General features: G+C 73.3%; 8 protein-coding genes. 4 read left to right on the top strand and 4 right to left on the bottom strand.

The window, feature by feature from the left end:
- Nucleotides 1-51: 51 nt before the first annotated feature.
- Nucleotides 52-777, bottom strand: a complete 726-nt coding sequence (locus IF99_RS0113620) for a TetR/AcrR family transcriptional regulator (RefSeq protein WP_030996711.1) — start codon at nt 775-777, stop codon at nt 52-54.
- Between the two features lie 129 nt (nt 778-906).
- On the opposite strand from IF99_RS0113620, the gene IF99_RS0113615 reads away from it, so the two are divergent.
- From IF99_RS0113615 to IF99_RS0113600, 4 genes are all read left to right on the top strand, one after another.
- Complete coding sequence (locus tag IF99_RS0113615) at nt 907-1,866, top strand: ABC transporter permease (RefSeq protein ID WP_030996710.1); 960 nt, start codon at nt 907-909, stop codon at nt 1,864-1,866.
- Nucleotides 1,859-2,725 (top strand): ABC transporter ATP-binding protein, encoded by an 867-nt coding sequence (locus IF99_RS0113610; protein WP_030996709.1) that lies wholly within the window; start codon nt 1,859-1,861, stop codon nt 2,723-2,725. The genes IF99_RS0113615 and IF99_RS0113610 overlap by 8 nt, the downstream gene beginning before the upstream one ends.
- 235 nt (nt 2,726-2,960) lie before the next feature.
- Nucleotides 2,961-5,285: a CDP-glycerol glycerophosphotransferase family protein gene (locus IF99_RS0113605; RefSeq protein WP_030996708.1), complete on the top strand. Its 2,325-nt coding sequence runs from the start codon at nt 2,961-2,963 to the stop codon at nt 5,283-5,285.
- Nucleotides 5,282-7,006 (top strand): glycosyltransferase family 2 protein, encoded by a 1,725-nt coding sequence (locus IF99_RS0113600; RefSeq protein WP_030996706.1) that lies wholly within the window; start codon nt 5,282-5,284, stop codon nt 7,004-7,006. The genes IF99_RS0113605 and IF99_RS0113600 overlap by 4 nt, the downstream gene beginning before the upstream one ends.
- 66 nt (nt 7,007-7,072) lie before the next feature.
- On the opposite strand, the gene IF99_RS0113595 is transcribed toward IF99_RS0113600, so the two are convergent.
- The 3 genes from IF99_RS0113595 to IF99_RS0113585 form a co-directional block, all read right to left on the bottom strand.
- Nucleotides 7,073-12,046 carry an NAD-glutamate dehydrogenase gene (locus IF99_RS0113595; RefSeq protein WP_030996705.1) on the bottom strand — a complete coding sequence of 1,658 codons (4,974 nt, stop codon included), beginning with the start codon at nt 12,044-12,046 and terminating at the stop codon, nt 7,073-7,075.
- A 527-nt stretch (nt 12,047-12,573) separates the two neighbouring features.
- Nucleotides 12,574-13,248 carry an HAD family hydrolase gene (locus tag IF99_RS0113590; protein ID WP_030996704.1) on the bottom strand — a complete coding sequence of 225 codons (675 nt, stop codon included), beginning with the start codon at nt 13,246-13,248 and terminating at the stop codon, nt 12,574-12,576.
- Nucleotides 13,249-13,773, bottom strand: coding sequence for a DUF6912 family protein (locus IF99_RS0113585; RefSeq protein WP_030996703.1), 525 nt, complete (start codon nt 13,771-13,773; stop codon nt 13,249-13,251).
- Nucleotides 13,774-14,173 lie beyond the last annotated feature (400 nt).

Here is a 14,173-nt window from a genome sequence, read left to right as displayed (position 1 = left end):
CCGGCGGCGCTTCGGCTCTGGCGGCGCCCCTCGCCTCCGGTGGCGTGGTGCTCACGCGCTCCGCAGGCCCGCCGCGACCGCCTTCGCCAGGGCGGCGGGGTAGCCGCGCTTCGTCCTGGTGCGGACGACGAGGACGCGCCAGTACAGCGGGCCCGTGATCAGGTCGAGGGCGAGGTCGCGGTCCAGGGCCGCGCGGATCTCCCCGCGCGCCGCCGCCGCGTCGAGGACGCCCTGGGCCACACTGCGCTGTGCCTCGCGCAGGGCCTTCTCCAGGGCCTCCTGGAGGTCCGTGTTGCGGGCCGCCTCGGCGAAGAGGTCGGGGACGATCTGGGAGGCCGCGGGGTGGCGCAGGGCGCGCGAGGCGACCTCGTAGAGGAGGTGCAGGTCCGTTTCGAGCGACCCCGTGTCGGGCGCGGGCAGTCCCTGGAGGGCTATCTCGGAGACCAGGTCGAGCACGAGGTGCAGCTTCGAGCGCCAGCGGCGGTAGACGGCCGTCTTGCCGACGCCCGCGCGGCGCGCCACGCCCTCGATCGACATGCGCCCGTAGCCGACGGCGGCGAGTTCGGCGAAGACGGCGGCGCGGATCGCCTCGGTGACGTCCTCGCGCAGCACTGCGGCACCGGCGGGGGCGCGCCGTGCCTTGCCGGTGGAGGCCGTCCCGGCGCCGGCCGGGCCCGCGGTGCCGTCCCCGGCAGCCGTGCCGCCCCCGGGAGCCGCGTCCGCCCCGCCCGTTTCCCCGCTGTCTTCCTTCGCGCCACTCGCCATGTCCCTCAGCATAGGCGGGGCACGACGAAACGGTTGCGTTGCGACGTCTTACCGGCCTAGGCTGCGCAACGACGATACGGTTGCGTTCCAACGTAACGGCGTACCTACGACGTACCGACGTCCCCAGCGAAGGCGGCGCGTGTGAGCCAGGTTCTCGATCCCCTCCCCCCACGGCAGGACCCCGCGCGGGGCGCCGCACCGGCTCCCGCGGACACCGGCGGCCCCGACGCGGGCCTGAGCGGCGCCGAGCTCGCCGCCCGCTACGGCCTCTCGGTCAGCGGCGCGCGGCCCCCGCTCACGCGGTACGTGCGGCAGCTCTGGGGCAGGCGGCACTTCATCCTCGCCTTCTCGACCGCGAAGCTGACCGCCCAGTACAGCCAGGCGAAGCTCGGCCAGCTCTGGCAGGTCATGACGCCGCTCCTCAACGCGGGCGTCTACCTGCTGATCTTCGGCCTGCTGCTCGGCACCAGCCGGGGCGTGCCGGACTTCGTGCCGTTCCTCGTCACCGGCGTCTTCATCTTCACGTTCACGCAGTCGTGCGCCATGGCGGGGACCCGCGCGATCTCCGGCAACCTCGGCCTCGTCCGCGCACTGCACTTCCCGCGCGCCTCGCTGCCGATCTCGTTCGCGCTCCAGCAGCTCCAGCAGCTCCTGTACTCGATGATCGCGCTCGTCGTGATCCTCTTCGCCTTCGGCGTGTGGCCGCGGCCGTCGTGGCTGCTCGTGGTGCCCGCGCTGCTGCTCCAGTTCGTCTTCAACACGGGGCTCGCGCTGATCCTGGCGCGCGTCGGCGCCAAGACGCCGGACGTCGCGCAGCTCATGCCGTTCATCACGCGGACCTGGATGTACACCTCCGGCGTGATGTTCAGCCTCCCCCACATGCTCGCCAAGCACGACCTGCCGAGCTGGGTGCACACCGTCATGCAGTGCAACCCCACGGCCGTCTTCATCGATCTCATGCGCTTCGCGCTCATCGACAGCTTCCACTCCGACCAGCTCCCGCCCCACGTGTGGGCCATCGCCCTCGGCTGGGCGCTGCTGAGCGGCGTCGGCGGCTTCGTCTACTTCTGGAAGGCCGAGGAGAGGTACGGACGTGGCTGAGACCCGTACGGAGAAGACCCCCGCATCCGCCCCGGGCCAGACGCCCGCCGGAAGCCCCGCGCCCGCAGGGAGCCCCGCCGCCGGAACCGCACCCGCGACCGGCGCCCGCCGCCCCACCGTCATCGCCGAGAACGTCGACATCGTCTACCGCGTCCACGGGGTCAGGGGCGGGCGCGGCTCCGCGACCGCCGCGCTGAACCGGCTGGTCCGGCGCCAGGGACCGGGCGGGCGGCGGGTGCACGCGGTGCGGAACGTGTCGTTCACGGCGTGGCGCGGCGAGGCGATCGGGCTCATCGGGAGCAACGGCTCCGGGAAGTCCACCCTGCTCAAGGCCATCGCCGGGCTGCTGCCCGTCGAGTCGGGCCGGATCTACACGGACGGGCAGCCCTCGCTCCTCGGCGTCAACGCGGCGCTCATGAACGACCTCACGGGCGAGCGGAACATCGAGCTGGGCGGCCTCGCGATGGGCATGAGCCGCGCGGAGGTGCGCGAACGCGCGCCGCAGATCGTCGAGTTCTCGGGCATCAACGAGAAGGGGGACTTCGCGAGCCTGCCCATGCGCACGTACTCCTCCGGGATGTCGGCGCGGCTGCGGTTCTCGATCGCGGCCGTGAAGGACCACGACGTGCTCCTCGTCGACGAGGCGCTCGCGACGGGCGACGCGAGCTTCCGCAAGCGCTCCGAGGCGCGGATCAGGCAGCTGCGCGAGCAGGCGGGGACGGTGTTCCTCGTGAGCCACAGCAACAAGTCGATCCGCGACACGTGCGAGCGGGCGCTGTGGCTGGAGCACGGGGAACTGCGGATGGACGGGCCGACGGCCGAGGTCCTGCGGGAGTACGAGAAGTTCTCGGCCCGCTGACGCCCGGCGGCCCGGGGGCCCCGGGGCGGCGGGGCGGGGCGGCACGCCGACGACGCGCTGGGGCCGCACTGGGGCCGCCGAACCGCAGCCCCCTGGCCCGCCCGGATTTCCCCGCCCGGGACTCGGTGTACCCGCCACGGGCCCCCGCCCTCGCGCCACCCGAACAGCCCACACCACAGGAAAACACCCCCTTCCGGACGCACACTGACGAGTGCCGAGGGAAAGGGGCCCCACCGTGCCGCCACGTGTCACCGTCATCGTTCACGGACCCGACGTCCGGGGTTCCTTCGCCGAGTGTCTGGCAGGGGTGCTGCGCCAGCTCCCCCCGCCCGGGCACGGCGAGAGCGGTGCGCGCGGCGAGCGGGGCGAACCCGCGGGACAGGGCGGGCACACGGGGCACGGGCGCGACGCGGGCGGCGCCGCCGACGCCGAGGTCGTCGTCGTGCCGACGGACGCGGAGGCGCGTGAGGCGACCGCGCGGGCGGTGGCGCGGGACGGGCGCCTCCTCGTCGTCGAGGTGCCCGAGGGGACGTCCGAGGCGGAGGCGCGCGTCGCGGGGGCGCGGCGGGCCGGTGGCGAGTGGCTCCAGTTCGTCGCGGGCGGGGACCGGCTCCCGGCGGGGAGCCTGCGCGCGCTGACCGGCGCGATCCAGCTCTGCTCGGTCCCGGCGGGCCGCCACCGCGCCGAGGTGATCCTCCTCAACCACACGCGCTCGACGTGGTCGACCGAGGGCATCCCCTCCCCCGACGGCCCCCTCCTGGACAAGGCGGGCCACAGCCCACTCCCGCTCGTGACGTTCCCCGGCCTGCTCCGCCTCGCCCCGCTGCTCGGCACGCGCCTCGTGCGCGCCTCGTTCTGGCGGACGCACCAGGAGGTGCTCACGGCGGGGAACGCGCTGTACACGGCGTACGCGCTGCTGCTCCTCGCCGACCGCGTCGCGTGCAGCGACCAGATCGCGCTCGACGCGCGCACCCAGCGCGCCGTGACGCTCCCGCCCCCGGCCGCGAGCGGCCCCGAGGGCCGCGTCGAGCCGTACGTGGCCGCGTACCGGCTCCTGGAGCCGAGCCCCGCCACCGAGCCGCTGCGCCGCACGCTCTACGACCTCATGACCGAGGACTGGCTGCACGTCATCGCGCGCGAACAGCGGGGCGAAAACCGCGCGTTCTTCTCCGCGGCGGCCGAGGCCGCCCGCGCCTGCAAGCCGGAGGGGCACCGGGCGCCGGAGGGCGTCGACGGGGTGCGCCAGAAGCTGCTCGAAGCGGGCTCGTACGAGCGGTACGTGCGGCTCGCCGAGTTCAACGACCGCCGCAGGCACTGGCGGGCGCTGGCGCGGAAGCAGAAGAGCGCGCTCGGCAGGAAGGTCCGCGCGCACCGGGGCCGCGCCGCCCGCAAGGCACCGCTCGACCCGGAACTCGCCGTCTTCACCGCCTACTGGAACAGGGGTGTGACCTGCAACCCGGGCGCGATCGCCGCGAAGCTCGCCGAGATCGCCCCGCACATCAAGCCGGTGTGGGTGAGCGGCCGGGCGCGGGTGCCGCTGCTCCCGCCGGGGACGGATCACGTCGTGCCGGGCACGCCCCGCTACCAGGAGGCGATGGGCCGCGCCACCTACCTCGTCAACAACGTCAACTTCCCCACGAGCTGGGAGAAGCGGCCCGGACAGCTCCACCTCCAGACCCACCACGGCACCCCGCTCAAGCGCATGGGCCTGGACCAGATGCCCTACCCGGCCGCCGCCCACGGGCTGGACTTCCGGCAGTTGCTGCGCCGCGTCGACAAGTGGGACTACAGCCTCACCTCGAACCGCCACTCGACCCTCATGTGGCGCCACGCCTACCCCTCCGGGTACACCGAGCTGGAGCACGGCTACCCGCGCAACGACATCTACTACACGGCCGGTCCCGAGCTGGTGCGCGCCGTGCGGACACGGCTCGGCATCGCGCCCGGCACGCGGGCCGTGCTCTACGCGCCGACGCACCGCGACTACGAGAGCGAGTGGCACCCCCGGCTCGACCTCGCGCTGCTCGCCGAACGCCTGGGCCCCGAAACGGTGTTGCTCGTGCGCGGGCACTACTTCTACTCCTCCGCCCCGAGCGAGCTGGCCGGACTGCGCGCGACCCGCCGGGTGCTCGACGTCTCCGCCTACGAGCCGGTGGAGGAACTGGCACTGGCGGCCGACGCGCTCGTCACGGACTACTCCTCCCTCATGTTCGACTACGCGCACCTGGACCGCCCGATCGTGATCTACGCCGACGACTGGGAGGTCTACCAGGCCACGCGGGGCGTCTACTTCGACCTCCTGGAGCGCCCCCCGGGCGCGGTCGCGCGCACCGAGGACGAACTCGCCGAGATCCTCGCGGGCGACGCGTGGCGCGACCCCGCCGCGCGGGCGGCGCGCACGGCCTTCCGGGAGCGGTTCTGCGCCTTCGACGACGGGCGTGCCGCCGAACGCGTCGTCCGGCACGTGTTCCTGGGCACCCCGGACGCCGAACTCCCCCCCGTGCTCCCGCTCTCGGAACGCACCCCCGCCCCCACGCCCGAGGAGGCCGTGTCCGCATGACCGCGACTCCGACGACCGACCAGAAGAACTCCCCCGCCGGAGCGGCGGCACCGGCGACCCCGCCGCCGCCCGACGTCACCGTCGTGGTCATCGCCTACAACGACGCCGACCGCCTCCCGCGCGCCGTGCGCAGCGTCCTCGCGCAGACCCATCAGGCCCTCGAAGTCGTCATCAGCGACGACCACTCCACCGACGCGACCCCCGAGGTCGCGCGCTCCCTCGCCGCCGCCGACCCTCGCGTGCGCCACCTGCGCCTGCCCGAGAACAGCGGCGGGTGCAGCGTCCCGCGCAACCGCGCGCTCGACGTCACGAAGGCCCCGTACGTGATGTTCCTCGACAGCGACGACGAACTCCCGCCCGACGCCGTGGCGAACCTGCTGGCCGCGCACCGCGCGCGCGAGGTCGACTTCGTGATGGGCGCGGTGCGCAGGGTCCGGGTCGACACGGGCAGGACCTCGCTGTGGATGCCCCACCTGGTGACGGAACGGCGCACGGTCGAGGGCATCGGCCAGGAGCCGGAACTCCTCTTCGAGCCGCTGGCGACGTCGAAGATGTACGCGCGTGCCTTCCTCGACCGGGCCCGGCTCCGCTTCCCCGAGGGCGTCCATTACGAGGACCAGCTCTTCTCCGCGCAGGCGTACTGCCTCGCGCGTGCCTTCACGGTCATCCCGGACCCGGTGTACGTGTGGTACATCGAGCCGTACGCGGCCACGGAGAGCGCGTCGATCTCCAACCAGCGCGACCGCCTGGAGAACGTCGCCGACCGCGTTCACGTCCACCGGCTCATCGACGCGTTCCTGGAGGAGAGCGGGCACCGCGCGCTCCGCCCGGAGAAGGACTACAAGTTCCTCAAGCACGACTTCCGGATGTACGCGGGCGATCTGCCCCGCCGCGACCCGGAGTGGCTCGCGGCCTTCGCCGCTCTCGTCACGCCGTACCTGGACACGCTCGCCCCCGAGGCGTACGCGCGGCTGCCACGCACCGAGCGCGTCGTCCTGCGGCTCGTCAGGGACGGGCGCTTCGAGGAGGCCCGGCGCGCCGCGCGCGGCCTCGGCCTGCCCGTCGGGCCCCGGCAGGTGAGCCACGACGAGGACGGGCACGTCTACTGGGGCGAGGCGCTGCCCGGCTCGCGGGAGGCGCGCACCGAGCTGGACCTGAGCGAGGAGGGCGTCGAGGCGGGCCCGCTCTCTGCGGCGCTCTTCCGCCACGAGGTACGGGACCTGGAGACGGGCCCCGGCACGGCGCTGCGGTTCACGGTGCGCACCTACGACCCGCTCCTGCGGCTCCCGGTCGGCCCGCAGGTCGCGCGGCTCGCGGTGGCGCCCGGCGGCAGGCGGTACGAGGTCGCCTTCCGCATCGACCCGGTGCTCCCCGGTGTCTTCGAGGGCCGGGTGCGCTTCGACCCGGGGCAGGCGCCGCTGCCCGTACGGGGCTTCGACGGCGTGCGCCACCCGGTGGTCGAGCTGCGGCAGGGGCGGGGCCGCCACACCGCGCCGCTCCTGGGCCCGCTCGACTTCCCCCCGGTCTCCTCGCGCCCCCGCGCCCTCGGCGGCACCGTCGAGCACGTGGTGACGGTCTCGCCCGAGGCGGCGGGCGCGGCGCGGATCGAGGTCCGCTGGCGCCCGGCGGGCCCCACGGCGAAGCTCGGCCCCCTCGCGGGCCGCCTCAGCCGGTCGGTGGTGTCCAGGGCGGCGAAGGTGATCCGCGGCGCCTTGCGCTGACAGGGGAACGGCCGAGGGCGGCCTCTTCGCGAGAGACCGCCCTCGGCCGGGTCCTGCGGGACTGCCTCACCCGTGCGCGCGCAGCAGCGTGCGCATCGTCCGCATGGCCACCGACAGGTTCGCCAGGTCGAAGCTGTCGCTCCCCTGGATCTCCTCCAGCGTCGCCCGCGCACGCGTCAGGATCGGCGCGTTCTTCCCCGCCCACACCTCGAAGCGCCGCTCCGGGCTGTCGCCCGGCTCGCCCGCCGCGAGGATGTCCTGCGTGAGGCCCGCGTGGGCCGCGTACAGGTCCTCGCGGATCGAGGCGCGTGCCATGGACTGCCAGCGGTCCGCGCGCGGCAGCTCGATGATGCGGTCCATGAGCTGGGTGACCCCGAGCCGGTCGGCGACGTCGTAGAAGACCTCGGCGACGGCGAGCGGCTCGTTGCCCGTGCGCCCGGCGACGGCGACGATGTCGAGCGCGGGGAAGACCGAGGAGAAGCCCGCGACGCGCGCGGCGAGTTCCTCGGGCACGCCCTCGCCGGTCAGCTCCTTGAGGATCGACCCGTACCACTCCGCTTCGGCGCCGCGCAGCAGTTCGGGCAGGCGCGCCCACACCGCGCGCACGTCGTCGCGGAACACCTCGACGGTCTGGGCGAGCTGGAGCGGCTGCGGCCGGTTGTTGAGCAGCCAGCGCGTGCCGCGCTCGACGAGCCGGCGGCAGTGCAGCCGGATGCGCGTCAGGACCGCGGCGGGCACCTCGTTGTCGAGCCGCTCGACCGCGTCCCACACGGCGCCGAGGCCGAAGATCTCGCGCGCGACGAGCTGCGCCCGCACGATCTCCTCCAGCGAGGCCCCGGTCTCCTCGCGCAGGCGGTGCAGGAAGGAGATCCCGCCGGAGTTCACGGTGTCGTTGACGAGGACGGTCGTGATGATCTCGCGGTGCAGCGCGTGCGTCTCGATCTGCTCCGCGTACTGCTCGCGGACCTCCTCGGGGAAGTACGCGAAGAGCAGCCCCCGCAGGTGCGGGTCGTCGGGCAGCGAGGTGCCGATGAGTTCCTGCGCCGCGGTGATCTTCGTGTAGGCGAGGAGCACGGCCAGCTCCGGCTGGGCGAGCCCGCGGCCGGAGTTGAGCAGCTCGCGCACCTGCCGGTCGCCGGGCAGGAACTCCAGCGCCCGGTCCAGGTGGCCGTCCTTGACGAGGCGGCGCATGAGGCGCTGGTGGGCGTGGAGCAGGCTCGGCGCCTCGGCCTCGGCGTTGGCCAGTGCCACGTTCTGCGCGTAGTTGTTCCGCAGCACGAGCCGGCCGACCTCCTCGGTCATGCTCGCGAGGAGTTCGTTGCGCTGCTTGACGGTCATGTCGCCGCTCTGGACGACCGCGTTGAGCAGGATCTTGATGTTCACCTCGTGGTCGGAGGTGTCCACACCGGCGCTGTTGTCGATCGCGTCGGTGTTGATCTTGCCGCCACCGCCGCCGTTGCCGAGCCGTGCGAACTCGATGCGGCCGAGCTGCGTGAGTCCGAGGTTGCCGCCCTCGCCGACGACCTGCGCCCGCACGTCGGCGCCGTTGACGCGGATCGCGTCGTTCGCCTTGTCGCCGACCTCCGCGTCCGTCTCGGTGCTCGCCTTGACGTACGTGCCGATGCCGCCGTTCCACAGCAGGTCCACGGGGGCCCGCAGGATGGCCCGCATCAGCTCGGCGGGGGTGAGCTTGGAGACGCCGTCGTCAATGCCGAGCGCGCGCCGGATGTGCGCGTTGAGGGGGATCGACTTGGCGGTACGGGGGAAGACGCCGCCGCCCGTGGAGAGCAGTTGCGTGTCGTAGTCGGCCCAGGACGAGCGGGGCAGCTCGAAGAGGCGGCGGCGCTCGGCGTAGGAGGTCGCGGCGTCGGGCTCGGGGTCGATGAAGATGTGGCGGTGGTCGAAGGCGGCGACGAGGCGGATGTGCTCGGAGAGCAGCATCCCGTTGCCGAAGACGTCGCCGGACATGTCGCCGACGCCGACGACGCGGAAGTCCTCGGTCTGGGTGTCGTGGCCCAGCTCGCGGAAGTGCCGCTTGACGGACTCCCAGGCGCCGCGCGCCGTGATGCCCATGCCCTTGTGGTCGTACCCGGCCGAGCCGCCGGAGGCGAAGGCGTCGCCGAGCCAGAAGCCGTAGGACTCGGCGACGCCGTTGGCGATGTCCGAGAAGGTCGCGGTGCCCTTGTCGGCCGCGACGACGAGGTACGTGTCGTCCCCGTCGTGCCGCACGACGCGCTCCGGCGGGACGACCTTGCCGCCGACGAGGTTGTCGGTGATGTCGAGGAGCGCCGAGATGAAGGTCTTGTACGCGGCGACGCCCTCGGCCATCCACGCGTCGCGGTCCTGCGCCGGGTCGGGCAGTTGCTTGGCGACGAAGCCGCCCTTGGCGCCGACGGGCACGATGACGGTGTTCTTGACCATCTGCGCCTTGACGAGCCCGAGGATCTCCGTACGGAAGTCCTCGCGCCGGTCCGACCAGCGCAGACCGCCGCGCGCGACCTTCCCGAAGCGCAGGTGCACGCCCTCGACGCGGGGCGAGTACACCCAGATCTCGTAGGCGGGACGCGGGGCGGGCAGGTCGGGGATGGCCTGCGGGTCGAACTTCATCGACACGTAGGCGTGCGGCTCCCCGCTCGCCTCCTTGCGCTGGAAGTAGTTCGTCCTCAGCGTCGCCTTGATGACGGTGAGGAAGCTGCGCAGGATGCGGTCCTCGTCGAGCGAGGCGACCGAGTCGAGCGCGCCGTCCAGCTCTTCGAGCAGCCCGTCCGTCAGCTCGGTCCCCGCGCTGCGCCGCTCGGGCGACAGGCGCGCCTCGAAGAGCGAGACGAGCAGGCGGGTCGTGTGGATGTTGGTGCGGAGGGTGTCCTCCATGTAGTCCTGGCTGAACTTCGCGCCCGCCTGCCGCAGGTACTTGGCGTACGCGCGCAGCACCATCGCCTGCCGCCAGGTGAGCCCGGCGCCGAGGACGAGGGCGTTGAAGCCGTCGTTCTCCGCCTTGCCGCTCCACACCGCGCCGAACGCCTGCTGGAAGCGCTCGCGCGCGTTCTCGCCGATCGGCTCGCTGCTGCCCTCGGGCATCCGCAGGCCGAAGTCGTAGATCCAGGCCGTCGTGCGGTCCGCGCAGCGCAGCTCGTAGGGGCGCTCGTCGACGACCTCGACGCCGAGGCGGGTCAGCACGGGGAGCACCGAGGAGAGCGAGATCTCGCCGCCGAGCCGGTAGATCTTGAAGCGCTTCTGGCGCGGGGCGGCGCCGAGCGGCTCGTAGAGCGAGAGGGCGGAGTCCTCCGCGCCCTGCCCGCCGCGCAGCCCCTCCAGGTGGGCGAGGTCGGCGACGGCCGCGCGCGGCGAGTGGTCGGCCTTGTAGCCCTCGGGGAAGGCGTGCCCGTACGTACGCAGCAGCTCGGCGGCGCGTTCCTCGCCGAACTCCTCGCGCAGGGCCTCGCCGAAGCCGTCGTGCCACGAGCGCGTCGCGTCGATGAGCCGCTGTTCGATGCGCGCGGCCTCGCCATCGCTGAGGTCGGGGACCTCGGTGCCGGGCGCGACACGGACGACGAAGTGCAGCCTGGACAGGACGGATTCGGTGTTCCAGGCGGTGAAGTCGACCGTCTCGCCGCCCAGTTCCTCCTTGAGGATGTCGATGATCCGCAGCCGCACCTCGGTCGTGTAGAGGTCGCGGGGCAGGTAGACGAGCGCGGAGTAGTAGCGCCCGTAGACGTCCTTGCGCAGGTAGAGCCGCAGGCGGCGGCGCTCCTGGAGGTAGAGCACGGAGGTGACGACGGGGAGGAGTTCCTCCGGGGTCGTCTGGAACAGCTCGTCGCGCGGGTACGTCTCCAGGATCTGGAGCAGGTCGCGGCCGTCGTGGCTGTTCGGGGTGACCCCGGCGGCGCGCAGGACCTCGTCGACCTTGCGGCGGACGACGGGGACGCGCTTGACGGACTCGGTGTAGGCGGCCGAGGAGAAGAGGCCCAGGAAGCGGCGCTCGCCGACGACCTCGCCGTTCTCGTCGAACTTCTTGACGCCCACGTAGTCGAGGTAGCTGCGGCGGTGGACCGTCGCGCGGCTGTTCGCCTTGGTGAGGACGAGGAGCGTGTGCTCGCGGGCCTTCGCGCGCGCGTCGGCGGGCAGGCGGCCGAAGCTCGGGCTGACGGGGTGTTCCTCGGTCGTGTCGTGGTGCGGGTCGGCGCGCAGGATGCCGAGGCCGGTGCCGGGCACGGGGGCGAGGGCGTCGTCGGCGACGAGGTCGTACTCGCGGTAGCCGAGGAAGGTGAAGTGGTCGGCGGAGAGCCAGCGGAGCAGTTCGCGGGCCTCCTGGACCTCCTGGTCCCTGAGCCCGGCGGCGGCGGGGCCCTTGGGGAACTCCTCGGGGAGTTCGTCGGCGACGCGCAGCGCGGAGTCGCGCATCTTGTCCCAGTCCTCGACGGCCTCGCGGACGTCGGAGAGGACCCGGAGCAGGTCGCTGGTGATCTGTTCGAGGTCGGCGCGGTCGCTCTCGCGATCGATCTCGACGTGGATCCACGACTCGGTGAGCCGGTCGTGCGCGGCTTCGGCGGGCGGCTCGGGGAAGACCTCGATGAGCTTGCCGGCCAGGTCGCGGCGGACCGTGAGCTGGGGGTGCACGACGGCGTGGATGCCGCGGCCCTGCCGGGACAGCTCGTTGGTCACGGAGTCCACGAGGAAGGGCATGTCGTCGGTGACGACCTCGACCACCGAGTGCGGGGACGACCAGCCGTTCTCGTCGACGGTCGGGGTGTGCACCCGCACCTTCGCCGTGCCCTGCGGACGCTCGGCCGCGAGCTTGAGGTGGGCCATCGCCGCGCCGTAGAGGTCGTCGGGCTCACGGCCCTCGACATCCTCGGGGGCGGTGTGCCGGTAGTAGCGCTGGAGGTAGGGGAGAACACGGGCGCTCTCGAAACCGGGGGCCCCCGGCGAGATGCCGGCCGGAACGGAGATCGGCGGGTGGCCGCCCGTCGTCGGGTTCTCAGCGAGTCGGGCCGCCCGTTCGAGCAGCTCGTCCTTGGCGTCGTCCAGCTTGGTCCGCATGATCCTCTGGCTCCTGTCGCGCGCCGTTGCGTGACGTAGAAGGAAGGTGGCGGCGGCACGTTCCTGCGGTGCCGCCTCTGCCGGTATCCGGGCCGTCGGCGGCCGGAGCGGCCACCTCCGGCTGCGCGCGGTAGCCGCGCGGTCGTTCAGCGGCGCCCGGGGCACGGAGTGCGTGCGCCGGACGAAGGGTGGGGGCCTCGATGCCCGCACGGCCTATCGCGCTGATCACGGACCCAGGCTAACGCCCCCCGCCGGGCCCGCGTCATGAGCCGTATGTGTACAAATCACGGCCGTGGACTTTGACGGTACGCACAGCGCGCCGCATCTGCCTTGTCACGTAAGGACACTGGCATCGCCCACGCCTCATCAGGGCCCCGACCAGGGCGTCCCGTGAATTTGCGCGCTTCTTACCGGGGCGACACACAAGGCCGCCGAGTGTGACGCGATAGACATGCGCCCGGGGCGCGCCGACGGGCGCCGCAGGCCGGCCGAGCCGCCCCGCCGTTCCCGCCGCGCACGGCCCCCTCTCAGGCCCCCGCCGCCAGCGCGACCGCCTCCGCGAGCGAGTCGGCCACCGGGAAGCCCGTGCGGGCCAGGCTCGCGCGGCTGTGGGAGCCGCCGGTGTAGAGGACCGCGCGGGCTCCGGCGGCGCGGGCCGCGTACCCGTCGTCCGCCGCGTCGCCGATGACGACGGTGCGGGCGGGGGCGACCTCCCCGGAGAGCGCCGCCAAGTGCCGTACGAGGTGCTCGGCCTTGCTCCCGCCGGAGGGCCCGGTCCGCCCCTGGACCCGTACGAAACGGTCCGCGATGCCGAAGCCCTTGACGAGCGGGACGAGGTCCTCGTGCCCGTGCATACTCAGGAGCGACTGGCTGCGGCCGGAGCCGAGCCACCCGTCGAGCACGTCCACGGCCCCGGCCGTGAGCCCGCACCGCGCGCTCTCGCGGGCGTAGTGGCGCTGGAACGTACCGTCCATCAGCAGCCATTCCTCGGGCGTGGGCGCGCGCCCCATCAACGCCTCGTAGAACTCCGTGACCGGCACGCGGTACAGCTCGCGGAAGCTCTCCAGCGTGAGCGAGCGCAGTCCCGGGATGCGGAGTTCGGCGAAGGCCGCGTTGGTGGCGCCGAGCACGGCGTCCATGTCGTGGAACAGCGTGCCGTTCCAGTCCCACACGAGGTGCTGGGCCGATGGCGCGACGCCCACTCAGCGCTCCTCGGCGGTCGGGGCGAGGAGGTACGGGATCTCCTGCGTCGCGAACCACAGCAACTCGTGGTCCTCGGCCCCGTCCACGACGAACTGCGCGTCCGCGTCGCCCTGGTCGGCCGCGCCGAGCGCCTCCGCCGCCGCGGTCACGTCCTTGACGGCCTCCTCGCCGTCCGCGTGCACGGCGGCGGCCTTCGCGAGCCGGAAGGGGCCCGCGAGCCGCACCTCGCCGACGGAGGCCGGGTCCATCCCGTGGTCGGGGTCGGGGCGGGCCGCGCTGTCCGCCACGTCGATCGCGAGCACGACCCGGCGCCGGGCCTCGGCGGGATCGACGGCGAGGAGGCGCAGCGAGGCGGCGGCGGCGCGGCTGAGCGCCGCGTACTCCAGCTCCTCGATGTCGTCGGACACGTACCACTCGCGCAGCGCGGGCGTCACGGCATACGCCACCACGGACTCCGCCCCCAGCTCGCCCCTCTCATGGGCTCGCGCGAGCGCACTGAGAGTCAGCGGGACGTACACACGCATGGCAACCGCATCCTTTCGCCGGTCCGGCAAGGATACGTGCGGCGCGCGGGACTCACCCGGATCGGTGAACCCGCGAGCGACCCCACCGCACACGCACAGTGACGGGTCGCAGCGCGGAACTCCCCAACTCTCCCGCTACCAACCAGTAACAACCTTGCGTTTCCCGGAGAGAGGTGCCACCGATGCCCACGACCGAGAGTGACGATTCCCCGCGCGTCCCCGCCCAGCGCCGCCGGCGACGCGGAGCCACCCGCGGCCCCTCGGGCCCGGCGGGGCCCGGGCGCGGGTTGTGCTCGGTATCCACGGGGCGGAAAGGGCGGCCCCCCCCGGCCCCCGGGGGGCCGGGCGCCCCCCCCCCGGGGGCCGGGCGGCCCGGGGGGCCGCCGCCGCGAGCCCGTCC

The organism is Streptomyces sp. NRRL F-5630 (assembly GCF_000719475.1).
In the GTDB taxonomy this organism is placed as follows: Bacteria; Actinomycetota; Actinomycetes; order Streptomycetales; family Streptomycetaceae; genus Streptomyces.
This window is presented reverse-complemented; position numbering and strand designations above follow the sequence as displayed.

What these genes read in the sequence shown, in the direction of transcription:
- IF99_RS0113620 (WP_030996711.1), bottom strand. Translation starts at nt 777, where the DNA reads ATGCTGAGGGACATGGCGAGTGGCGCGAAGGAAGACAGCGGGGAAACG.
- IF99_RS0113600 (WP_030996706.1), top strand. Translation starts at nt 5,282, where the DNA reads ATGACCGCGACTCCGACGACCGACCAGAAGAACTCCCCCGCCGGAGCG.
- IF99_RS0113595 (WP_030996705.1), bottom strand. Translation starts at nt 12,046, where the DNA reads ATGCGGACCAAGCTGGACGACGCCAAGGACGAGCTGCTCGAACGGGCG.
- IF99_RS0113585 (WP_030996703.1), bottom strand. Translation starts at nt 13,773, where the DNA reads ATGCGTGTGTACGTCCCGCTGACTCTCAGTGCGCTCGCGCGAGCCCAT.